A 22,327-nucleotide genomic window follows, 5' to 3' on the forward strand; every position below is an offset into this window, starting at 1 on the left:
CGTAGGTGCCAAGAATAATCAGTCAAATTAATACCAACAGCCAGGCATTCTCTGACAACGTCAGTCATATGCAATCACAGGTCGATGATCTGCGTGAAAAAGTGGCGCAGATCAAACTAGGCGGTGGTGAAAAAGCTAACCAGCGTCACATTGACCGCGGAAAGCTTCTACCCCGCGAACGGATCAATGTTTTATTGGATCCCGGCTCGCCTTTTCTTGAGATAGGCCAGCTCGCAGCGTGGGAGGTGTATGACGATTATGTACCTTGTGCCGGCGTGATTGCTGGCATAGGCGTGGTCAACGGCGTTGAATGCATGATTGTTGCAAACGATGCGACCGTCAAAGGTGGGACCTACTACCCGTTGACTGTCAAGAAACACCTACGTGCTCAAACTATCGCTGAACAAAACCATCTGCCTTGCATCTATTTGGTGGATTCAGGCGGTGCTAACCTGCCTCAACAGGATGAGGTGTTTCCTGATCGAGAGCATTTCGGCCGGATTTTTTATAATCAGGCGAATCTATCAGCGCAAAACATCCCCCAAATTGCGGTCGTCATGGGCTCCTGCACGGCTGGCGGTGCCTATGTTCCTGCCATGGCTGATGAGTCAATCATTGTTAAACAGCAAGGTACTATCTTCTTAGGCGGCCCGCCGTTGGTCAAAGCGGCAACCGGTGAAGTGGTCACCGCTGAAGAGCTTGGTGGTGGCGACGTGCATTGCCGCACTTCAGGTGTGGTTGACCATCTTGCTAACAATGATCATCATGCACTGTCGATTGCACGCAATGCCGTCGCCCGATTGAATCGCAAGAAATCCTATACAATGGATATCGCACCGGTGATTGAGCCACATTATGCACCCGAAGAGATATACGGTGTGGTGCCCAAGGACACACGCCAGCCTTACGATGTGCGCGAAGTCATCGCGCGCATTGTTGATGGTTCAGAGTTCGACGAATTTAAAGCACTGTATGGCAATACGCTCGTGTGCGGTTTCGCGCGGATTTACGGCTTTCCGGTAGGCATTGTCGCCAATAACGGCATATTGTTTTCAGAATCTGCACAAAAAGGCGCACATTTTATCGAGCTCTGTGCACAGCGAAAAATCCCTTTAGTGTTTTTACAGAATATCACCGGGTTCATGGTCGGCAAACAATACGAGGCAGGCGGCATTGCTAAGCATGGTGCCAAAATGGTGACCGCCGTTGCGTGTGCAAAAGTCCCTAAACTAACGGTCTTAATTGGTGGTAGTTTTGGCGCCGGTAATTATGGCATGTGCGGTCGCGCGTATGACCCGCGCTTTCTGTTTATGTGGCCAAATGCGCGCATATCCGTGATGGGTGGTGAACAAGCCGCCGGTGTATTAGCGCAGGTCAAGCGTGATCAAAAAGAGCGAGCTGGTGACAGTTGGAGCGATTCGGAAGAAACCGCATTCAAGCAACCCATTATCGACACCTATGAAAAGCAAGGTCACCCTTACTACGCGTCTGCACGACTTTGGGATGATGGCGTCATTGACCCTGCAGATACGCGCAGAGTGTTAGGCCTTTCACTCTCTGCGGCACTAAATAAACCGATTGAGGACACTCAATTTGGCATTTTCAGAATGTAGTCAGGGAGTGGATTGATTATGCAACTACACAACATTGGAATAGAAACCGACGCTCGTGGCGTCATGACGATCACGCTGGATCGCGCAGAAAAACACAATGCATTTAACAGCGAAATGATTGCAGAGTTAACCTACGCGTTTCAACAAGCAAATTTAAACCCTACTGTACGCGCCGTTGTTTTAGCCTCTACTGGAAAAAGTTTTTGTGCGGGTGCCGACATTCACTGGATGCGTGAAATGGCATCCTTCAGCTACGAGCAAAACCAACAAGATGCGCAACAACTCGCCACCATGTTCAAAGCGTTATACGACATTAACGTGCTGACCATCGCACGCGTGCAAGGTGCAGCATTTGGTGGTGCAATTGGCTTGATCGCATGCTGCGATATCGCAGTGGCTAATAAAATGAGCAAATTTTGTTTAAGCGAAGTCAAAATTGGTTTAGTGCCTGCAACCATTTCTCCTTATGTCATTGCTGCCATGGGCGCTCGTGTTGCTAAACGTTACTTTATGACGGCAGAGGCCTTTTCATCACGCCGTGCGCGACGCTTGGGACTGATCAGCGAAGCGGTCAGCGAAGATAGCCTCGATAGCACCATTGACGACATCCTTGTTCACGTTCTAAAAAATGGCCCTCAAGCGGTACGCCTATCCAAACAGTTAGTTGAACACATTCACGATAAGCCGATTGACGACGCATTGCTTAAACACACAAGCGATATTATTGCGCAAGTGCGTGTCTCGGCAGAAGGGCAAGAAGGTTTAGGTGCATTTTTAGATAAACGTAGCCCAGACTGGACAGGAGTTTCCTCATGATCACTAAACTGCTTGTTGCCAATCGTGGCGAAATTACCTGTCGGATCATCAAAACCGCCAAACGGTTGGGCATTGCTACTGTGGCGGTTTATTCCGACGCCGATGCGCAGGCTTTACACGTGCAATTAGCGGATGAAGCGGTACACATAGGCGGTTCTGCATCTAAAGACAGCTATTTGCGTGCCGACAAGATTATTGACGTCGCTAAACAAACCGGCGCGCAGGCGATTCACCCTGGATACGGTTTTTTATCGGAGAACGCAGATTTTGCGTCGCGCTGCGCCAGCAATGAGCTCATTTTTGTCGGGCCTCCCGTCGGGGCCATTGAAGCAATGGGTTCAAAGTCAGCCGCGAAAACGATTATGGAAAAGGCCAACGTACCACTCGTTCCAGGTTATCACGGTGATGACCAGTCTGAACAACTGCTACTAAAATCTGCGCGAGAGATTGGTTTTCCCGTGCTGCTCAAAGCGGCGGCAGGCGGTGGCGGGAAAGGCATGCGTCAGGTGCATTCAGAGAGCGAATTTAATCAGGCATTAGGTGCGGCCAAACGCGAAGCAATGGCCAGCTTTAACGACGACATCATGCTGGTTGAGAAGTACCTCACCCAGCCGCGTCACGTTGAAATTCAGGTATTTTGCGACGAGCATGGAAATGGGGTGTATCTATTTGAACGTGACTGTTCGGTGCAACGACGCCACCAAAAAGTGATTGAGGAAGCCCCGGCTCCCGGTATGAGTGCTTCGTTACGTCAGGAAATGGGCGAAGCAGCGCTAAAAGCTGCCAAAGCAATACAATACGTGGGCGCAGGCACGGTTGAGTTTTTGCTGGATCATGATGGGGCTTTCTACTTCATGGAGATGAATACGCGCTTGCAGGTAGAGCACCCTGTGACTGAAATGATCACTGGGCAAGATCTGGTCGAATGGCAACTTCGGGTTGCCAGCGGTGAGCCGCTGCCTTTAGCGCAGGATGAACTCAAGATCCACGGGCACGCTTTTGAAGCTCGCATTTATGCTGAAGATCCCAATAACGAATTTCTGCCTGCAACGGGCACATTATCCACCCTACGCCCTCCCGAAGAAAATCGCTACGTTCGAGTGGATACGGGTGTCGTGGAAGGTGACAGCGTCTCCGTATTCTACGATCCAATGATTGCCAAGCTGATTGTGTGGGATGAAGATCGTGACAAAGCGCTGGAACGTTTGGGGATTGCGCTACGCGATTATCATATTCATGGCGTGGTCACCAATATTGAGTTTTTGTATAACATCGCGACCTTCCCTGCCTTTAAAGCTGCTGATTTTACCACACGCTTCATTGAGCAACATTACGATAAATTATTCTCGACCAGCCTATCGGACAATGACGAATTAGTTCCGTTTGCGGCGCTCTCAGTGTTGTTGAAACAGCACAATGCACATACTCGCTCAGGATGGCGATCTCCCGCACTCATCTTTGACGGCTGGCGCGCAAATGAACGACACACTCAGCACATCACACTGTCTATGCAGGGGGAGGATGAGCTGGATATTATCGCCCAGTATGCGCCGAAACACCGCTTAGACACATGGAAAATTACCGTCAACGACCAGACGTACTTTTGCAGTGGCGAGCTCAACGACGGGCAACTTGATGCAACAATTGACGGGCACCGGCAACGTTTGACCGTCGCCAATGTTGATAATCACTACCATTTGTTTGGTGAAAAAAGTTCTCTCCAATTTACACAAGTGCTGCCTGATCTGGGAATTGATACCGAACAGGATAGTGCCGGTGGTCTTACCGCTCCCATGAATGGCACTATCGTTTCACTACTCGTTGAAACCAACACAACGGTGGAAAAAGGGACTCCATTGGTGATTATGGAGGCGATGAAGATGGAGCATACCATTAAGGCACCTGCGGCAGGCTCCGTGGCTGAGTTTTATTTCAGCGAAGGGCAATTAGTTGATGGTGGCGCTGCGTTACTGGATTTTAATGCCGATGAATGATTTTCCCAGCACTGACCTACCCGCTCACGTCAGCCTATTCGAAGTTGGCCCACGCGATGGTTTGCAAAACGAATCTTCTGTGATCGCATTGGAAGATAAAGTTCGTCTGATCCATGATCTTGCCGATGCGGGTGTGACCCGTATTGAAGGTGGAAGTTTTGTGTCACCCAAATGGGTTCCGCAAATGGCTGACAGTGCTGACGTGTTTGCCAGTATTTCGCGCCAACCCGGAGTGACTTATTCTGCACTTACGCCAAACGTGAAGGGCTTCGAATCTGCCATGGCGGCAGGAGTTGATGAAGTTGCTATTTTTGGCGCTGCCTCAGAAGCATTCTCACAACGCAATATCAATTGCACTATTGAAGAGAGCCTTAAGCGCTTTGACGACGTGATGAAGCTGGCGGTAAAACACAACATTCGTGTCAGGGGTTATGTTTCGTGCGTACTCGGCTGCCCTTACGAGGGCGATATAAGCAGTACTAAGGTTGCTCAGGTGAGTAAGCAACTCTACGAGATGGGCTGTTATGAGATCTCGCTTGGCGACACCATTGGCGTGGGTACGCCACGTAAAACAGCAAACATGCTGAACGCTGTTTTGGCACAGGTGCCACGCGACGCCGTCGCAGTGCACTTTCATGACACTTATGGTCAGGCACTGGCAAACCTGTTAGTTGCGCTAGAACACGGTATCTCCACCATCGATGCTGCAACAGCCGGTCTGGGTGGCTGCCCTTATGCCAAAGGGGCCAGCGGCAACGTCGCGACTGAAGACGTGCTGTACATGTTACACGGGATGGGAATTACCACAGGCATTGAACTGGATAAGGTGGCCGCAGCAGGTATGCGCATTAGCGCCGCGTTAGGAAAGCCGAATCAATCCAAGGTCGCTAACGCAATTACACCAGCGTAGGGCGTGTTACTCTTTTTCTGGCGCGAGCAGAAACGTACTGACCACACCGACCGCCAGCATGGCGGTCATTACCCACACCACATTCTCGCCTATCTGAGTTTGCATGACAGCATATAGGCTGCCTAACAGTATCAGCACCACACCAATGAGTGAGTTGGCACTGCCAACCAGTTCGGTTCTCTCTTGACCCGTCTTGATATCCAGTGTGTACGTTTTGCGTGCAGTCCTGACCCCAGTGTGCGCCACAGATAAAAGAAAAAACAGTAACGCCGATAGCCAGAGAGAATCAGGCACTAGCCACATAAGGCCGACACAGGCGATGATTGCCATAATACCAGCCAATCTCAGCGTTGAGCGCGCGCTGCGATCAGCTAAGCGCCCCCAAATCTTGGCACTTAACAATGCAGCCAATGCTTCGGCGGCGAGATAGTATGCCATTAACTGCTTCGCCTCAAACTGGCTGGTAAGCATAAAATACGGGGCAACCAAAGCACTGTGCACAAACACGCTGCGTACGGCGATAAATACCCAGGCTTCGTTGTCTAAATCGGGAATAATGTTTTGCCACCAGTGTGCATGATAATCGGTCGACTGAGTGCTCTGTTCATTGGCAACGACGGTTTTCACGGGCCACATTAGCAGCAAGGTGACAGTGAAGAAGCTGATTGCAGTCAGCACAATAAGCATGACGGCGGTGGTGGTTTGAGCTTGTTGAAACCACACAATTGGCGCAGCGATGATCAACGTGATCAAACCTGACAACATACTCGCTCGGCCAATTAAGTCGCCTCGATGGCCCTTCGACACGGTATCAGCCTGAATATCTTTGAAGGTCAGCGAGCAACAGGAACGGCCCACACTAAAAACCAGTAGAAACGCCAAAATCACGAAACCAATCAACGCCTTATCAACCTGACTACGGCCTATCAAATCTTGGTAGGTCAGGAATGAGGTCATCAGAATAGCGCTCATTGCCGCAATTTGCAGCAGCATGCCCAATCGCCAGGTTTTGTAACGATTAGGGTGGCGACGTAAATAGACACTTAAAAACCCCTGAGGGATCAGCGCGAAAGCTTCACGTATAGGGACAAGCCAAGCGACTACCCAGGGTGCCAGGCCTATACCTAGCACTAAGCTGGGTAGGATTGTTTTGGGCGATACTAATACGTCAGCACCTTTATTGGCGGTCAGCGCCGCCAATAATCTCATCACTGCCTGACTCATTCAATATCCTGTGATAAACACCTGCTATCAATAAGGATTAGGCTAACTTTCGGATCACCGCCCAGTAATCTGGCAGTATTTCGGCTCCCTCAAGTGCATTGTGCTCGATCAGGTACCGATGTAATGCTGGAAGGTTGTAGGGCGGCACCTGCGGCAGCCAGTGATGCTCAATATGATAGTTCACATGATTAGGCGCAACGGTTAAACGCGCTAACCAACTGGCAGTTACCGTCCGCGCATGTAGGCGAGGGTCAGCATCGAGCAAATTGGGAACAGCGGCATGTTCAGCGGCATTTCGGATACGTGAAAAGAGTGAGAACGTCGTCAAATACGCAGCCCACCACACCCCATAGAGCCACGTCTGCCCGAGCACGAGGAGGATGCTGACAAACAGTGCGTGTACCATAACGGCGCGGTACAGATTAACCGCAAGGTTTCGAATTACTTCGGTCAACGACAGCCCACGTTTTGCGTTAACCGACTTGTAGGCCATGTCGTAATTCACAACACCTGCGTGCATCATCAACAAAATTCCGATATTTTTCAGGCCCGTTATCCCGACGATATCGCGGAAAAATTTGCGCAAAACACTGCGCTGCTGAACCGGATAAGGCGCATAGTTGGGATAATCGGGATCGTGTGTAGTACCTGCCTTTGCATGATGCTTGAGGTGGTACGTACGGTAGCCTTCAAACTGGGCCAATAGAGGAGCCGCACACAACCACTCGCCGGCCAATGTATTGTACGACTTTGTTTTAAACAACGCGTTGTGCGCACAATCGTGCATCAGTATTCCAAGACCCAACTGGCGGTTACCCAGTAACACTACAGCAACCAGCAGCGCCCACCATTGCTCAATCAGGACAGGAATACTTAACGCCAACACAATCAACGCATAGTTTACCAACAGCATACTCAGCGCCTTTGCATCTGAGCGTTGCATAAAGGGTCTAAGTGTTAAATGACGCAACTGTTGCTGGTAAGACTGCATTGTTTAACTCCATTAGGTAATTTTATTTTCACTCACCGTTTTCAGGTTGGCGAGCCCATCTTCAAAATCGGGGCCAATCAGGCTATCCATAAATAGCGCGAAATAGCGATATACAATGTTACTGCCGACATCACCGTAATCTCGCCATGTGACGCGTGTCCCAGCATCAATAGGCTCTAACGTCAATTCTCCCTGCGACGCCATGTCCATATCAGGAAACCGAAGCGCATAGGTTACGTTGCGATTATGTTCCAATGCGGTAATTTCCATTTCACCATTCCCTTCGGTCTCGCTTTTCCACGCTGAACGCATTCCCACCGCGCGATCTGGCCCGGCATATGTCACCACCATGTTAGGATCGCGCTTGAACCACACTCCCCAACTTTGCCATTCCTGCAAATCGACGATATTTTCGTACACGGTACTGGGTTCTGCTTCAATCACCACAGTTCGTTTCACCTCGAAGGAGGACGGTAACAACAGACCCACCACAATAAACGCCATAAATATCAGTGCGATACCAATAACCAGTTTCTTGAGCACAGCCATTCTCTCATCTCCTTCGCATGCACGCATAATTCGTATGGAATAGTTTATAACAACTTATTAACACAGCCAATCGGATTATCTTACGGCGCTCTACTTAGCAGACTGATAACCCGGCTCAAAACGCTGTCAGCGTCAACGCGTTTGACCACCTCAACAACCCGATACGGCACACTCTGACGATCCGACTCACCGACTGGGTAGATGCGCCCGGCACTGGGCTCAGCTACCGATACGGCTAACGGTAGCGTCGCGATTTCAACGCCATCAAGCTGATCATCCAGCATCAACGTCGCGAGCACATCCCACATATAGTAGGTAAATTCGTAGCTAGGTAAGTTATTGGTCGTCATCGCCCAAAACTGCCCTGCCAAATCACACAACCCTTGATCGCTGTTCAACGCGAGTGTGTACAAAAAATCGCGTCCGATGGGCAATTGGTTGGTGGCATCCAAGGGAACTAAAAGCAAGGGAATGTCAGCAGCGAGCAACTTTTGCGTCGCGGCGGGATCCCAAAATGCATTCCATTCAGCGCTGCCATCATGGTTATAAGTAACCACATTGCCTCTCGTTTCAATGGCACCGCCCATCCACACAACCCGAGCGATATTCTCTACTGAGCGACACTGTTGCAACGCCCCAATAACATGACTACACGGCCCGGTAGCCAGAATATGTAAGTTGGGCGTTTGCTCAATAACACGCGACATCATGGCCAGCGCATCCGGCTCAACGGGCGGCATATCACTGACATCTGTGCGCAGCATTGTGGGTAAGTAGTTGCAGATTTTTGGTTGCGCCCGCCACTCAGCAGGAAACGCATTTACGCCGCGCTTATCGCCTATCGAAACAGGCACTTGCGTATTGCCAGTCAATGTTAATAGCTTTTGCGTACTGATGAGCGCATCGCTCGCGTAGCAGTCTGCCGGCGTGATACAAATTGCCTTTAATTCCACATGTGGCATTTGCAGCAGCAACATCAAAGAAATTAAATCATCGATGCCACCATCGTGATCGAAAAGCACCGCTATTTTGTTCATTTTTCAATCCTTATCGCAAGGGTCTATTGATCTCGGCTGTTCAATTTTGCAGCAACGAGCAATAGACCCTAGCCTTTGATCACAAGCTGTGTAGTATGGTTGTTATATGACTGTTACCGAGAGCCGCCTAATGTCAGACACGAAAACACGCTATATCAGTAACCTAACAAAGGAAACCTATGCGCTTATATTAGCCGGAGGCAGAGGCTCCAGGCTACACGAACTGACTGACTGGCGTGCTAAGCCGGCACTGTATTTTGGTGGCAAGTTTCGCATCATTGATTTCCCTCTGTCGAACTGTATTAATTCCGGTATCCGCAAAGTGGGTGTGGTCACCCAGTATAAGTCTCACTCCTTGATCCGTCATCTTGTGCGTGGTTGGGGGCATTTTAAAAAGGAACTGGGCGAATCAATTGAGATTTTGCCCGCCTCTCAGCGTTTTTCTGAAAGCTGGTATGAAGGCACAGCCGATGCTGTGTTTCAAAACATCGATATTATTCGAGATGAATTACCGAAATACGTGATGATCCTGTCAGGCGACCATATTTACCGAATGGATTATGGCGCAATGCTCGCAGCTCATGAAGAAAGTGGCGCAAAAATGACGGTTAGCTGCATGTCCGTGCCGGTTGAGGAAGCCGCGAATGCATTTGGGGTACTTTCTGTGGACGAGAATATGCGCATATTGGGTTTTGAAGAGAAACCAGCACACCCCACTCCACTGCCCGATGATCCCAGTCGCTGTTTGGCCTCGATGGGAAACTATGTCTTCAATACAGAATTTTTATTTAAAGAACTAAAACGTGATTCTGAAAACTCCGGTAGCCAGCGTGATTTTGGGAAAGACATTATTCCCTCAATTATCGCCGACCATCCCGTTTATGCCTACCCGTTCGCAGAGGGTGATGCCGGTGCTAACTATTGGCGAGACGTCGGTACGCTAGACTCGTTTTGGGAGGCAAACATGGAATTGGTTTCACCGGTTCCTGCGCTGAATCTGTACGACCGTCGCTGGCCAATCTGGACCTATCAAGAACAATTGCCACCCGCCAAATTCGTATGGGAAGAACAAGACCGGCGTGGCGAGGCGATTAATTCTGTAGTGTCTGGCGGTTGCATTGTTTCAGGCGCCACACTGCGCCGTAGCCTGTGTTTTTCCAATGTGCGAGTGCATTCGTACAGTCAAATTGAAGAAACGGTAATTTTACCTGATGTGGAGATCAAACGGCACTGCAAGGTCAAAAAGGCGATACTCGACCGCGGTTGTGTATTACCAGAGGGCACAGTTATTGGCTATAACCATGATGAAGATCGCGCGCGAGGATTTAGGGTGTCGGAGAAGGGCGTAGTGCTTGTCACTCGCGGAATGTTAGGGCAACCGGTCGGTTTCTAACCCCCTGAACCTGACATTGCGTTGATTGCAGTGACCACTGCATCAGCGCTTTCTTTTGGGTTTTCCAGTGGAAACATGTGCCCGCCTGACGCTGTCATGTGCGTTAAATGATTATCCTTGATAAAGGCTTTTCGCAGTAAGGGTAAACACACTTGCGTATGAGACCCTGTTATAAGGGTTGCTGGGCATTTCAACTTCCCTGAGTATTGATGCAAGTTGTGCGGCACGGTACGAAATACCCTTGCCTCAATATCAGGGTCAAAGTTTAGCTCATAGCCGTGTTCATGTTCATCGATAACCGCATTCACGTAATCGTTAATGCAGTCTCTGTCCATGTCTTTAAAAAGTCCCTTATTGGCAAAATACGCCACCAGATCAGTGCCCTTCGGCCACTTTCGTCTGCGTATCTCCGCTAAATCTGCGGGCGTAATCTTATTCATCAGCCTACCGCGTTTCGCCAATGCGACCAGATAACGACTGAAACCACTCACGAGAGGAGGATCTAACATCACCAATCCGCTAAACCGGGCAGGCTCAAGACAGGCGGCAATATAGGAAATCACCGCCCCAAACGAATGCCCTACCGCAACCACCTTGTCATTAGGTGCTACCTGCGACAGGTAGTCAATGAGTTCACGCGCCTGGCTGTGCCAATTATCTGATACTGGAAACCGTTCGGAATGACAAAACTTGTGGTGAGCATGCACTGTGTATCCGCTTGGCAGCGCATTGAAGAATTTGCGATAACTACCGGCTGGAAAGCCATTAGCGTGCGCAAAGTGCAGGATACCTTTTTGTACCATTCGTTTACCTTTTCGGTGGCGGTTGTTGCTGAACAAACTGCTGAGGACTAACGCCCATCCAGCGCTTGAATGCGCGGCGGAAATTGGCGACATCGGAATAGCCTAACCGATAGGCGACCGACTTGATAGTCTCACCATGTTCTCGCAAATATTGTTGCGCTAATGCACACAGCGTTTCATCCACGATGTGCTTAAATTGAGTTCCTTCCGCGCGTAGATAACGGTGTAAGGTTCGCGAACTTAAATTTAATGATGCGGCAATCTGGCTGATATCAGGGTACGTATCTGGTTGACGAATGATTTCCATCAATACTCTGCTTCGCCATGTTGCATGAATTGAGACGCTGGCTAATTCCTGTTCACAAAACTGACGGGCCTGCAGCAAACTGTGTTGGTCCACTGCCCGTAATTGCTCATCAACCGCCTCATTCGCTAACATAATCACGGTTGTCATGCGTGAGAATTGAAGGCGGCAATTGAACAGTTGGCGGTATTTTTCCACATAGTCAGGTTGCGGGTAATTGAACTGTACGCCGCTGATGACTGATCTATCGGCCAACGATTTGCGCGCGGAATTCACTACCCGACCACCGGCCGTTTGCAGGGTGGAAATGAGCGTCGCCACCAACACTTCCGTGAGAGGACGCAGTATCTCAAGCGAAGTCACATTGCTGTCCAGTATCACACGTGTACTTGTCTTCCCTCGCTCTACCCGCAATTCAAACAATGGTGTGCGCGTGACTAAATAGCGATGAAAAAAACTTAACATTTCACGGATACTGCCACAGTTAAGTAGCGCAAAACCCAGAGCGCCATGATGGTTAATCGACAATTGCGCGCCGACGATCAAACCAAGGTGGGGCAATTTAGACAACGAAATCGCGCGTGTGATTAATGTGCAATAGGTATCAAACGAGACCATACATTGGGCGTCCAATAATGAAGCCTCGGTTAGCCCCTCGGCCTGCAACCAGTGTTCGACCGAAATGTGGTGACTGCGCAAAATATCCGCCACATGATTCAAGTAGTTGAGCGTCACGCGCGTGTTATTCAGAGTCGGTTGAAAGTGGCTCATGTTAATTCTTTACAAAGTACCTTGGGCTACCATGCCTCAACAAAGGGGTCATTAACAGCCACTGGCAGTAAATGACCCCACCCTGTCATGAATTGCACTGTGCACAATAGCGCAACTCGATAGCCTAGCGGATAAAACTATCTGTCGAGGTGTATTATGTTGTTCCACCACATTAAGTTCTTTAGCTATTACCTATTTGCACTGCTGGGTATGCTAGCTATTTTAGCCGGTGATCACTGGGTGATCATTGGGTATCTTACCTTTATGAGTTTCTTTGTGCTCGGTGACGCACTATTTGGCGATGACATTTCGACACCGGATTACCGCTATCCGCGTTTACTCACAGCGGCGCTCTGGCTGGCACTACCAATGTCAATACTCGTGATGCTCAGTGGTGCCTGGCTCGTTACACCCATTGGTGAGTCGGTACTCTCTGATGGGGTTTTGTCAGGCGCGAACTTACTGGACATTGCTGTAATGACCGGTCGTGAGGCCACTGATTTTCATGAAGTGATATTTGCCATGCTATTTTGTGGATTAATGGTCGGCGGTGTCGGCACGATCAGTGCCCATGAGCTGGTTCACCGTGTAGGTAGCCGAGTACACGTCACTATCGGACGATGGATATTGGCGCTCAGTTTTGATGCGAATTTTTCGATTGAACACGTGTTTGGCCATCATCGTTACGTCGCGACAGCAGAAGATCCTGCCACGGCTCCGCGCGGTAGAAACGTGTACAGCCACATCGTGTTGTCAACCTGGTATGGCAATATCAGTGCATGGAACATAGAGAAGAAACGCCTTGCACGCCAGAAAAAGCGGCCGATGAGTTGGTCTAATCGCTGTTTGCGTGGTTATGCGATGTCGGTGTGCTGGCTTGCAGCAGTGTATCTAATCGCGGGCGGCTATGCGGTGCTGTTTGTTTCAGGTGCAGGCCTGGTTGCTAAGGCCGTGCTGGAGATTGTTAACTATATGGAACATTACGGTATTGTGCGCGACCCGAAACAACGTGTTCAACCACGGCATTCGTGGAATACCAACCGACGGGTCAGCTCATGGACCATGTTTAACCTGTGTCGTCATTCACATCATCATGCTCAGGGCGCAGTGCCATTCGACCGATTGCAGCCAATGCCTGAAGCGCCCACCATGGTAAATGGTTATATGGCGACACTGTTACTGACATTAATTCCGCCATTGTGGCGTAAAATCATGCAGCCCAAATTAAACGATTGGGATGTACGTTATGCCAATGAACAGGAACGTCAACTGCTGGCACAGCAACTTAGTGCAAGGGATTAGCTACCCCTTGCACTCGCATCTTCCCAGTCTTTCTTCAGCCGCGTTGATGTCCATACAAACATACCAATCGACAACACATACATCACGACCAGATACTCAAGAGCAACTTTTAGCGCTTGTGTCTCGCCCAGCTCAGGGACCAGCGACTGGCTAAGGATGCCGACCAGCGTTGGGCCGCCTCCCAGAGCAATAATGTTGAGTACAAAAAAGAACAACGCCGTCGACATCGCTCTAACATTGCTTGGCGCTAAGGTTTGCGCCATCGCAAACGACGGCCCCAGATAAGAACCGCTAGTGAACAAAAACAAAGTAATCAACGCTAACGACCACATCACACTTTCCGCTTGCAATGTAAAATAAAAAGCCGGTACTCCAATAAACAAAGCGATTGCCGGTAATAGCGCATAAGCCCTACGATCGCTTCGCCCCCACTTATCGGCCAGCACGCCACCCAGCCAAACACCCAATGCGTAGGCTGTGCCGTTGATCACACCAAATGCGATAAGAAGGTCTTGGATCGGATAATCTGGGTGGACGCGAACATAAAAATCAATGATCCACGTCGATATCGCATAATTGCCGAACGACGCAAATGAAATGCCTAAACACATTCCCCACCAAGAGGGTATACGCAACAGCACCTTGACTGAATGCAGCATACTCGGTTGAGCTGCTTGCTGAGCCGCTGCTAACACGCTATGAACGCGCACAGGTTCCTTGATGGTCAATTTCATAATGATCGCCAGCGCGATGCCTGGCAAACCTACACTGATCATCACAATACGCCAATCTGCACTGCCACCTTGTAAAAAGAAGGCTGAGGCGAAAAAGGCCGCCATGATCCCAAACGGGATACCCAAGGAGTAAATGGCGAGTGCACCCGCGCGTTTTTCCTTTGGAAAAAGATCAGAAATAATACTGTGAGAAGGAGGGCTACCGCCTGCTTCTCCAATGCCTACACCGATGCGCGCTAGTGCCAACTGAAGATAATTAGTCGCTAAGCCTGACACCGCAGTGAAACCACTCCACAGAGTCAAAGATACCGCAATAATATTCACACGGCTGTATTTGTCGGCCAGCCACGCCACCGGTATCCCAACAAGGGTATACAGCAAGGCGAAGTAAATCCCTTTAAGATACCCCAGTTGTGCATCATCAAGACCCAAATCTGCCTTGATGAAAGGACTTAAAATCCCGATGATTTGCCTATCAATAAAGTTAAAGGCATACACCAGCGTTAAGATAAACAGCACATAATTCCGATACCCATTTGACACACCGGTTGATGCGTCTGAGGAGGGAGTTGATCTCGTCTCAGATTGGCTCATTGAACGACTTATAATTTTTCCATGTACAACTAGTCTACGGAACCTTGTTAACGAAGAACAACTTATTGTTAATGATTTGTGATCATAAGCAAAACTGTTTGCGCTGCGGCGGCGAATCGTCGAAGATAGCGGCAACACATCTGACCAGTAAGAGAAAGCATGAACATTGACGAACTCATTAATACGGTTGTCCGCACACAGGTACTCAGTGAAAATCAGAATGTCGCGGAGCTTAGCGTGTCTGACCAATGGGCCCAAGGGCGCACGCTGTTTGGTGGTCTCTCTGCGGGGCTAGCCTACGTGGTGTGTAAACCGCTGGTTGATGATGATCGGGTGTTGCGTTCATTGACGGTGAATTTCGTTGGGCCATTAATGTACGATGTTCCTTTTCAAATCAAAGCGGTTCGATTGCGCAGTGGCAAAAATGTGTCGCAACTTTCCGTTCAAATTGTTCAGCAGGATAACGTGAGCTTGATCGCTCAAGTCTGCTTTGGTGTGGCCAGAACATCTGCCGTCAAGGTTGAAAATACAGACACGCACGGAATGCCGCAACCCACCAAAGCCAAATTCATTCCGCAGATCCCAAAGATCACGCCGAGATTTCTACGTAATTTTGATTTGTCCATCCAAGCCGGTGGTGTCCCCTTTCTGAATAGCAAAGACGCCCACTATCATGGCTGGATGCGGTTCAAGCAACCGCCGGAATCGATAACAGATGTGCATTTGATTACCCTTATTGATGCATGGCCACCTACCCTGCTGCAAATGTTGAAATGGCCTGCACCTGCCAGCACTGTCAGTTGGAATATTGAATTTATCCATCCTCACAAGCCCGTTGAACCAACCGACTGGTTTGCCTATCAAGCGCATACACGGCACGCAGCAGATGGTTATGGTCATACAGAAGCGAACATCTGGGATGCTTCTGGCAGTTTAGTCGCAATCAGTCGTCAAACCGTCGCGATTTTTGATTAGCACGCTTTAGGGCAAGCATTAGTACACTAAAAAGGCACTTGGGTTGAACAAGGATATTACGTTAATGCACTGCAAATTGGTGGTGTCTAATGCGGTTTCCATATCTTCTCGTTTAAGCGATAAGCTCTCATGCAAGAAGGGTTGCAGGTTAGCGTAACTGTCGTAAACATCTTGGTTAATGTTGTCGAGCGATAGCACATACGCGAGTTGAATAATTTGCAGATCCACAGAATCGGCAGGAAAAAGTTTGTGATGCACGCCGGTCACAAGGTCAATCAGACTATCCGGCAAATTCCATGCGGTCATAATTTCAGCCGATAACTGTGCAAATGTGAAACCACATAAACTTTGCTGCATCACTCTTGGCGTAGTACTGCTGGTGATTGAAGTACACTGGGCTGCCATTTCAGGGTGAGTTTGTACCATCGCCAGTTCACCAATGTTGTGCAGTAAACCCGCAACAAACAAACGTTCTGGTTCACGAACACGCTTTACTTCAGCGAGGTGCTTAGCTAACAAAGCACAACTTAGGCTTTGCTCCCAGAATTTATCCAAATCAATCACATTGGCAGGCACCAACGCAAAGGTTTTAGCCACTCCATAAGACACGGCAAGATCGTACAGTGCCTTGGTACCAATGATTTGGATAGCTTTTGAAATCGTATCAATACGGTTTGGAAATTTGTATAACGCACTGTTAGCGAGCTTCAGCAACTGTGCGCTGAGTGTTGGGTCAAACGCGATCAATGTTGCAATATCATCAACCGTTGTCTGATCATCATCAATAACCGACTTTAACGTGGTCACCGTATCAGGCAATACGAAAACCTCGGCGGCTTCTCTGGCGTACTCGACTACATTCATCTTTTGCTACTCACACAAACCAAAATCAACGAACTCCCACCCGCCGACAAAGCGCATTTGCTTCCATCGGTTCACGCACCGCGACAGACTTGCTTTCACATTGTTTTATCAAATCGATCACAGCAGCAGTAACGGGCGTATCAACGCCCACTTCACGCGCTGCCGCTACCACAGCGCCGTTCAAAAAATCAATTTCAGTTGTGCGTTGCTGCTGCAAATCCCACCACATGGACGTTCGAACTGTTGGGTCGATTGCCAGCATTTTACTGGCAATGCGTCGAAACAGGAAATCAGGTAACTTGAGCAATGTTGGCACTCGGTGAGCCGGCACCGACGTCAACTTGGGCAACACAATATTGTTTCGTTCAACCACGGCCAATAATTCTTTCATCATCGCCGCGATAACCAAACGAAAGCCTCTTTGTTCAAGCATAGCCTTCACCGGAATATTCGCCAGCGCATTTACACTGTTGCCTAAATTAAGTTGTAATTTGGCCCATTGCACTGCCCTCATATCCTGATGAAACGCAAACGGCAAGATAGCATCAGCCATCCCGGTGTTAGCAGCACCGCTCAAACACCGTGTTAGCACCTCGTCGTGCTCCGACCGCTCTATTGCCAATGTTCCCTCTGAGCCCCGGTGGTAATGCCCGTCAGTTTTCTGGACCACATTAAAAGGCACCATCAGTGACAAAACCTGATGGCGAGGCAAATCCTGTTTGACTAACTCCGCCACGCCAATGCCATTTTGGCAGCAAATGATGACAGCCTGCGGTGCTAGCATCGGTTTAAGCTGTTCAATCGCCGAACGTACAGCCGTACATTTAACCGTTAGCCAGATAAACTCAGCCGCACTCACACAGGTTTCGATATCTGCTTGAGTGTCAACAGCATTGAGCGAATTGGCTGACACCGTATTGCCATGATAATCAGTCAGGCAAATACCTTTCGACAACGTCTGCACTGCTGTTTGTCGCCCGACTAAGGTCACACGATCAGCGTGTTTTGCGCACAAAGACAGTACACCGCCAAGAAAGCTACCAATCAAGCCTGATCCGAAAACCACGTGCTGAGTCATGTGTATTTAGTTACCAAATGGCTGTAGTCATTGTAAATTAACCTATATCATACGACGAATTCCAACGTTTTCGACAGGTTACACCGCCCTATTTATGCATGTTGTCGTCATTGGCTATGTCTGGCCAGAACCCAATTCGTCTGCAGCCGGTCAGAATATGGTCAACCTGCTTACAACATTTGTAACGCACGGGTGGCAAGTGTCATTTTTGTGTGCCGCACGCTACTCTGAGTACGCGATCGATTTAACCGCTCTGGGAGTCACATCGCAGCGCATCGAGTTGAACTGCGATTCCACTAATACGCTCTTGACGTCACTCGCACCGGATATCGTCGTATTTGACCGGTTTACGGTTGAAGAGCAGTTTTCCAGCAGAGTGGTCGACAGTTGCCCTAATGCCCTGCGGGTGCTGAATATTGAAGATCTTCACGCCTTACGTGATGCCCGTCAGAAACTGAGTAACCGGGCCGTAACCCATGCGGAATCTCCTGATTTATCAATCCACACCGATTTATTTTATCGCGAGATTGCAGCTATTTTGCGCAGTGATCTCACCCTGCTGTTATCAGCGCATGAGATACAGTTTTTACAACAGCGATGTGACGTCAGCACAGACCTGCTGTATCACTGGCCACTGCGCAGTGCCATCACGTCGCAGAAGGATGAAGCATTGAGCGGGTTTTCTGAACGCCAGCATTTCGTGTTTATTGGTAATTTTCGCCACGAGCCAAACTGGAATGCCGTCTTGTGGTTAGCGCAGTCACTATGGCCGCAAATAAGCCAACGCTTACCCGATGCACAATTACACGTTTATGGCGCATACCCACCGGCAAAAGCGATGCAATTACATTCACCGAAGCGGCGCTTCTTTGTTCAAGGCTGGGCTGATAGCGCCCATGCTGTGCTCAGTAATGCCAGAGTCTGTCTTGCGCCATTGCGATTCGGCGCCGGTGTGAAGGGTAAATTTTTGGATGCTATTCAGACATTAACGCCCAGCGTAACCACCTCGATCGGTTGCGAGGGTATTACCACACCAGAAAATTGGCCAGGTATCTGCGCCGATCAAGAGCAGCAGATCATTGATGCCGCCGTTGAGCTTTACCAGGATCAGAGCGTTTGGGGAATCGCTCAAGCGCGCTGCCAATCCCTTTTGCACAGCCAAAACCACACTGAGGATGACCAGCGCTCCTTGATTAACCGGCTCACTGCGTTAATGGCTTCGCTACCCTATCATCGCGAAAACAATTTTCTTGGCGCCATGTTGCGCCACCATTCACTCGCTTCGACGCGTTATATGACACAATGGATAGCGGCTAAGAATGCGCCTGATTGACCCGCTAGCGAGGATCGTCAGCGCAAATCTGAGCAATAACGGCATTGAGGCCATTTCGGCGCGACTCGCTCAAATAGCGTGACAATCCAATATCGACAAGGTACTGATGAAAGTCGGCGGGGCTGTGGCGCTCGATTGATGAATAATTCGCTTTTTCGAGCACCACCGCCAACAGACCTCGCACAATTTTTGACCCAGAATAGGCTTGCCATACCGGCGCTTCGCCTTCTGTCAACGACGACCGTGCCAGCCAGACGTCGGCTTCACAACCTGACACCAGAGTGCTGTCATTGCGATGCTCCGCAGAGAGTACGTTAAGTGACTTGCCGGCCAATATCACTTCCCTAAGAACACCATCCCAGCTTTTTTGCCTCGTGATTTTGTCGCCGAGGCTTTGTGGTGTGTCAGCCGCGTGCTTTGCAATCAGGTGTGCACTCTCGCCAGCACGTAATTGCACAATCGCTTTGCGCAAGGCGGTCACAATGGCGTCTATATCGTCTTCGGTGTTGTAAGCTGCCAGCGAAATTCTTACGGTGCCAGAAACACCCAATTGCTGCATAAGCGGCATCGCGCAGTGATGGCCTTGACGCACGGCAATATCTTGCTGATTAAGCGATAACGCAACGTCATTGGCATGCACATTGTGGATTGTAAAGCTGGCGATAGGCACGGTTGGGTCTGCCACTCGGCAATCACCATAAAGCTGCACATCGGGTAGCTCAAGAAGCGATCGGCGTAAGTGGCGAGCCAATGCATTCTCGTGCGCGGCAATCGCGGCAATATTGTCTCGTAAAAAAGCAACGGCCTGACCCAAGCCTATGACGCCGACCACATTGGGTGTACCCGCCTCAAAGCGATACGGTACGGGTTGATACTCAGCGGAATAATCATCGACCTTACTCACCATTTCGCCACCCAACTGATACGGGCGTAGCTGCGCTAACTTCTCTGCTTTGCCGTATAGAACTCCCGTTCCGGTGGATGCATACATTTTGTGACCACTAAACACGTAAAAATCACACCCCATCGCCTGTACATCAACGCTTAGGTGAGAGATTGCCTGCGTGCCGTCAATCACAGAAACGGCTTGCATCTGTGCTGCGCGCCGACATACCTTTTCAACGGCGTACAGGTTGCCCAGCGCGTTCGAGACATGCGCAATGGCCACAAGCGCCGTGCGCTGGGTTATCGCTTCGATAAACCCAGTCTGATCCAATGAACCATCAGCACGCAGGTGAAAAACCGACAACGTTAAGCCCAGCCTTAACGCTAAGCGCTGCCAAGGCACAAAATTGGCATGATGTTCACTGCCGCAAATCAGAATTTCGTCGCCTTGTAAACACGCGGCCTGCAATCCGGCCTCGATGAGATTAAGTGACTCGGTAGCACCTTTGGTAAAGACAATGGTGTGAGCAGAAGGCGCGTTAATAAACTCACTAATATCTCGGCGCACTTGCTCAAATCGTGATGTCGCTGCCGACGCTGTTGAATAGTTGCCGCGATGCACGGTCGCATATTCATTCTGTAAAAACTGTTGAGTGGCCGAAACAACCGCGTTTAGCTTGTGGCTTGTGGCTGCACTGTCGGCATAAACGCCGCGCCTCTGATCAGCGAAATAGGGAAATAAATGCCTAAAGTGCGGAGTCATTAGGGGTTTGATGACTCAGTAATGCAGGCAGCAAACTCATCCGCAGCCATCACTATTCCTTCCTCTTCCTCTCCACAAGGAAATAGCAAAACCAATGTATTGTTTTTAACTAAACCGGCTGCCCAAAATGCTAAAAAATCGTTGAGCAGGATCTGTTTTGGCTCGCATTTCGGAAAATCCTCTCGTTCCCAGGACACCACGAAGGCGTCGTTGGGCCAAATGGGTAAACACAAATCACCGTCACTTTCGACCATCACCCAACCATTTTCACCGTACAACCCCCAAAAATGCGGTGTTTGGCTAAGGCTTTGAAGAAAATAATCAAATCGTTCTTCCGGAGACAACTTGACGACTCGCACGAATTCATCGCTATTCAGTGTCGTATCTGTTTGCAGTATTCCATCTATTTTCATGTTACGCAGTGCTTTAATTCAATGGCTTAGCGTCATTATACGTAAAAACCTTAGTGGGTGGTTTAATTCTTGGCTATTGCTCGCTTTTCTGCCCCGGGCAATTGTTTCGCATTAGTTCTCGATATCGCGGAAACTTGCTATCATCAGGCACAGAATAGGATGTGAGAATAATATGAAATTAGTTTCGTTCAACATTAACGGTATTCGTGCTCGGTTACACCAACTGCAAGCCCTGGTCGATAAGCATGATCCTGATGTTATTGGATTACAGGAAATCAAAGTCGATAACCCGCAGTTTCCGCTCAAAGACGTTGAAGCCATGGGGTATCATGTTGTTTACCACGGTCAAAAAGGTCATTACGGTGTCGCCCTGTTATCTAAGCAGGCCCCTGTTTCTGTGCAGTATGGTTTTTTAAGCGATGAAGCTGATGCGCAGCGACGGATGATCATGGCCGACTACGATATTGATGGCACGACCGTTACCGTCATGAATGGGTATTTCCCTCAAGGTGAAAACCGCAACCATGAGACGAAATTTCCAGCCAAACGCCAGTTTTATGCCGATTTGAACGAACATCTCAAAAATCAGTGTCGCAAAGACCAACCCATCGCATTGATGGGTGACGTCAATATCTCGCACACCGACGCCGATATCGGTATCGGCGAAGTAAATGCCAAGCGCTGGTTAAGCAGTGGCAAATGCAGCTTTCTGCCCGAGGAACGAGAGTGGCTAAACACCATCATCGATTGGGGTTTCACCGATTCGTTTCGGAGCCTGAACGAGCATGTGACCGACCAATACAGTTGGTTTGACTATCGTTCAAAGGGTTTTGATGATAACCGAGGGCTGCGTATTGATCTTATCCTCACCACAGCGCCGTTGACCGAAAAGCTGATTGACAGTGGCATCGACTACGAATTGAGAGGTATCGAAAAGCCCTCGGACCATGCGCCGATCTGGGCAGAGTTTAAGGCATAGCG

20 protein-coding genes are annotated in these 22,327 nt (G+C 49.4%); 9 read left to right on the forward strand and 11 right to left on the reverse strand.

Features of this window, described 5'->3' with window-relative positions; all coding sequences use genetic code 11:
* Window positions 1–5: 5 nt before the first annotated feature.
* The 4 genes from KIU71_RS12515 to KIU71_RS12530 are packed head-to-tail and all read left to right on the forward strand — an operon-like array spanning window position 6 to window position 5,333.
* Window positions 6–1,613, forward strand: a complete 1,608-nt coding sequence (locus KIU71_RS12515) for a carboxyl transferase domain-containing protein (protein WP_214131615.1) — start codon at window positions 6–8, stop codon at window positions 1,611–1,613.
* Window positions 1,614–1,631: 18 nt separating this feature from the next.
* Window positions 1,632–2,429 (forward strand): enoyl-CoA hydratase/isomerase family protein, encoded by a 798-nt coding sequence (locus KIU71_RS12520; protein WP_214131616.1) that lies wholly within the window; start codon window positions 1,632–1,634, stop codon window positions 2,427–2,429.
* Window positions 2,426–4,423, forward strand: a complete 1,998-nt coding sequence (locus tag KIU71_RS12525; protein ID WP_214131617.1) for an acetyl/propionyl/methylcrotonyl-CoA carboxylase subunit alpha — start codon at window positions 2,426–2,428, stop codon at window positions 4,421–4,423. The genes KIU71_RS12520 and KIU71_RS12525 overlap by 4 nt, the downstream gene beginning before the upstream one ends.
* Entirely contained in the window at window positions 4,416–5,333 is a 918-nt protein-coding gene (locus tag KIU71_RS12530; protein WP_214131618.1) for a hydroxymethylglutaryl-CoA lyase, read from the forward strand. Before KIU71_RS12525 ends, KIU71_RS12530 begins: the two co-directional genes overlap by 8 nt.
* A 6-nt stretch (window positions 5,334–5,339) precedes the next feature.
* Here KIU71_RS12530 and KIU71_RS12535 read toward each other — a convergent pair whose 3' ends face one another.
* The 4 genes from KIU71_RS12535 to KIU71_RS12550 all read right to left on the reverse strand — a co-directional run bounded on the left by KIU71_RS12535 (window position 5,340) and on the right by KIU71_RS12550 (window position 9,134).
* Window positions 5,340–6,557, reverse strand: a complete 1,218-nt coding sequence (locus tag KIU71_RS12535) for an MFS transporter (RefSeq protein WP_214131619.1) — start codon at window positions 6,555–6,557, stop codon at window positions 5,340–5,342.
* Window positions 6,558–6,594: 37 nt separating this feature from the next.
* Window positions 6,595–7,548 (reverse strand): fatty acid desaturase family protein, encoded by a 954-nt coding sequence (locus KIU71_RS12540; RefSeq protein WP_214131620.1) that lies wholly within the window; start codon window positions 7,546–7,548, stop codon window positions 6,595–6,597.
* A gap of 12 nt (window positions 7,549–7,560) precedes the next feature.
* A complete protein-coding gene (locus KIU71_RS12545) occupies window positions 7,561–8,097 on the reverse strand; it encodes an SRPBCC family protein (protein WP_214131621.1) in 537 nt (178 codons plus the stop codon).
* 80 nt (window positions 8,098–8,177) lie between these two features.
* Complete coding sequence (locus KIU71_RS12550; RefSeq protein ID WP_214131622.1) at window positions 8,178–9,134, reverse strand: nucleoside hydrolase; 957 nt, start codon at window positions 9,132–9,134, stop codon at window positions 8,178–8,180.
* Window positions 9,135–9,264: 130 nt separating this feature from the next.
* Between KIU71_RS12550 and glgC the strand changes: the two genes are divergently transcribed.
* The gene (glgC, locus tag KIU71_RS12555) at window positions 9,265–10,527 is read left to right on the forward strand and encodes a glucose-1-phosphate adenylyltransferase (protein WP_214131623.1); all 1,263 of its coding nucleotides are present in this window, start codon (window positions 9,265–9,267) and stop codon (window positions 10,525–10,527) included.
* Here glgC and KIU71_RS12560 read toward each other — a convergent pair.
* Window positions 10,524–11,330, reverse strand: coding sequence for an alpha/beta fold hydrolase (locus tag KIU71_RS12560; protein WP_214131624.1), 807 nt, complete (start codon window positions 11,328–11,330; stop codon window positions 10,524–10,526). The two genes, glgC and KIU71_RS12560, sit on opposite strands and share 4 nt — an antisense overlap.
* 4 nt (window positions 11,331–11,334) lie before the next feature.
* On the reverse strand, window positions 11,335–12,405 hold the full coding sequence (locus KIU71_RS12565) for an AraC family transcriptional regulator (protein WP_214131625.1): 1,071 nt from the start codon (window positions 12,403–12,405) through the stop codon (window positions 11,335–11,337).
* Window positions 12,406–12,561: 156 nt separating this feature from the next.
* Between KIU71_RS12565 and KIU71_RS12570 the strand changes: the two genes are divergently transcribed.
* A complete protein-coding gene (locus KIU71_RS12570; RefSeq protein ID WP_214131626.1) occupies window positions 12,562–13,707 on the forward strand; it encodes an alkane 1-monooxygenase in 1,146 nt (381 codons plus the stop codon).
* Here KIU71_RS12570 and KIU71_RS12575 read toward each other — a convergent pair.
* The gene (locus KIU71_RS12575) at window positions 13,704–15,035 is read right to left on the reverse strand and encodes a spinster family MFS transporter (protein ID WP_214131627.1); all 1,332 of its coding nucleotides are present in this window, start codon (window positions 15,033–15,035) and stop codon (window positions 13,704–13,706) included. The two genes, KIU71_RS12570 and KIU71_RS12575, sit on opposite strands and share 4 nt — an antisense overlap.
* A gap of 159 nt (window positions 15,036–15,194) precedes the next feature.
* Between KIU71_RS12575 and KIU71_RS12580 the strand changes: the two genes are divergently transcribed.
* Window positions 15,195–16,010: an acyl-CoA thioesterase gene (locus KIU71_RS12580; protein WP_214131628.1), complete on the forward strand. Its 816-nt coding sequence runs from the start codon at window positions 15,195–15,197 to the stop codon at window positions 16,008–16,010.
* Between the two features lie 18 nt (window positions 16,011–16,028).
* On the opposite strand, the gene KIU71_RS12585 is transcribed toward KIU71_RS12580, so the two are convergent.
* A complete protein-coding gene (locus KIU71_RS12585; RefSeq protein WP_214131629.1) occupies window positions 16,029–16,874 on the reverse strand; it encodes an HDOD domain-containing protein in 846 nt (281 codons plus the stop codon).
* Window positions 16,875–16,899: 25 nt separating this feature from the next.
* Window positions 16,900–17,952 carry a 2-dehydropantoate 2-reductase gene (locus KIU71_RS12590; RefSeq protein ID WP_214131630.1) on the reverse strand — a complete coding sequence of 351 codons (1,053 nt, stop codon included), beginning with the start codon at window positions 17,950–17,952 and terminating at the stop codon, window positions 16,900–16,902.
* 94 nt (window positions 17,953–18,046) lie between these two features.
* Here KIU71_RS12590 and KIU71_RS12595 point away from each other — a divergent pair, with 94 nt between their 5' ends.
* Entirely contained in the window at window positions 18,047–19,285 is a 1,239-nt protein-coding gene (locus KIU71_RS12595) for a glycosyltransferase (protein ID WP_214131631.1), read from the forward strand.
* Window positions 19,286–19,289: 4 nt separating this feature from the next.
* On the opposite strand, the gene KIU71_RS12600 is transcribed toward KIU71_RS12595, so the two are convergent.
* Complete coding sequence (locus KIU71_RS12600) at window positions 19,290–20,933, reverse strand: aminotransferase class V-fold PLP-dependent enzyme (protein ID WP_214131632.1); 1,644 nt, start codon at window positions 20,931–20,933, stop codon at window positions 19,290–19,292.
* On the reverse strand, window positions 20,933–21,346 hold the full coding sequence (locus KIU71_RS12605; protein ID WP_214131633.1) for a DUF2750 domain-containing protein: 414 nt from the start codon (window positions 21,344–21,346) through the stop codon (window positions 20,933–20,935). The genes KIU71_RS12600 and KIU71_RS12605 overlap by 1 nt, the downstream gene beginning before the upstream one ends.
* Before the next feature lie 172 nt (window positions 21,347–21,518).
* Here KIU71_RS12605 and xthA point away from each other — a divergent pair, with 172 nt between their 5' ends.
* On the forward strand, window positions 21,519–22,325 hold the full coding sequence (gene xthA / locus KIU71_RS12610) for an exodeoxyribonuclease III (protein ID WP_214131634.1): 807 nt from the start codon (window positions 21,519–21,521) through the stop codon (window positions 22,323–22,325).
* Window positions 22,326–22,327 lie beyond the last annotated feature (2 nt).

This window comes from Alteromonas oceanisediminis (genome assembly GCF_018474025.1).
GTDB classification, from domain to species: domain Bacteria; phylum Pseudomonadota; class Gammaproteobacteria; order Enterobacterales; family Alteromonadaceae; genus Alteromonas_E; species Alteromonas_E oceanisediminis.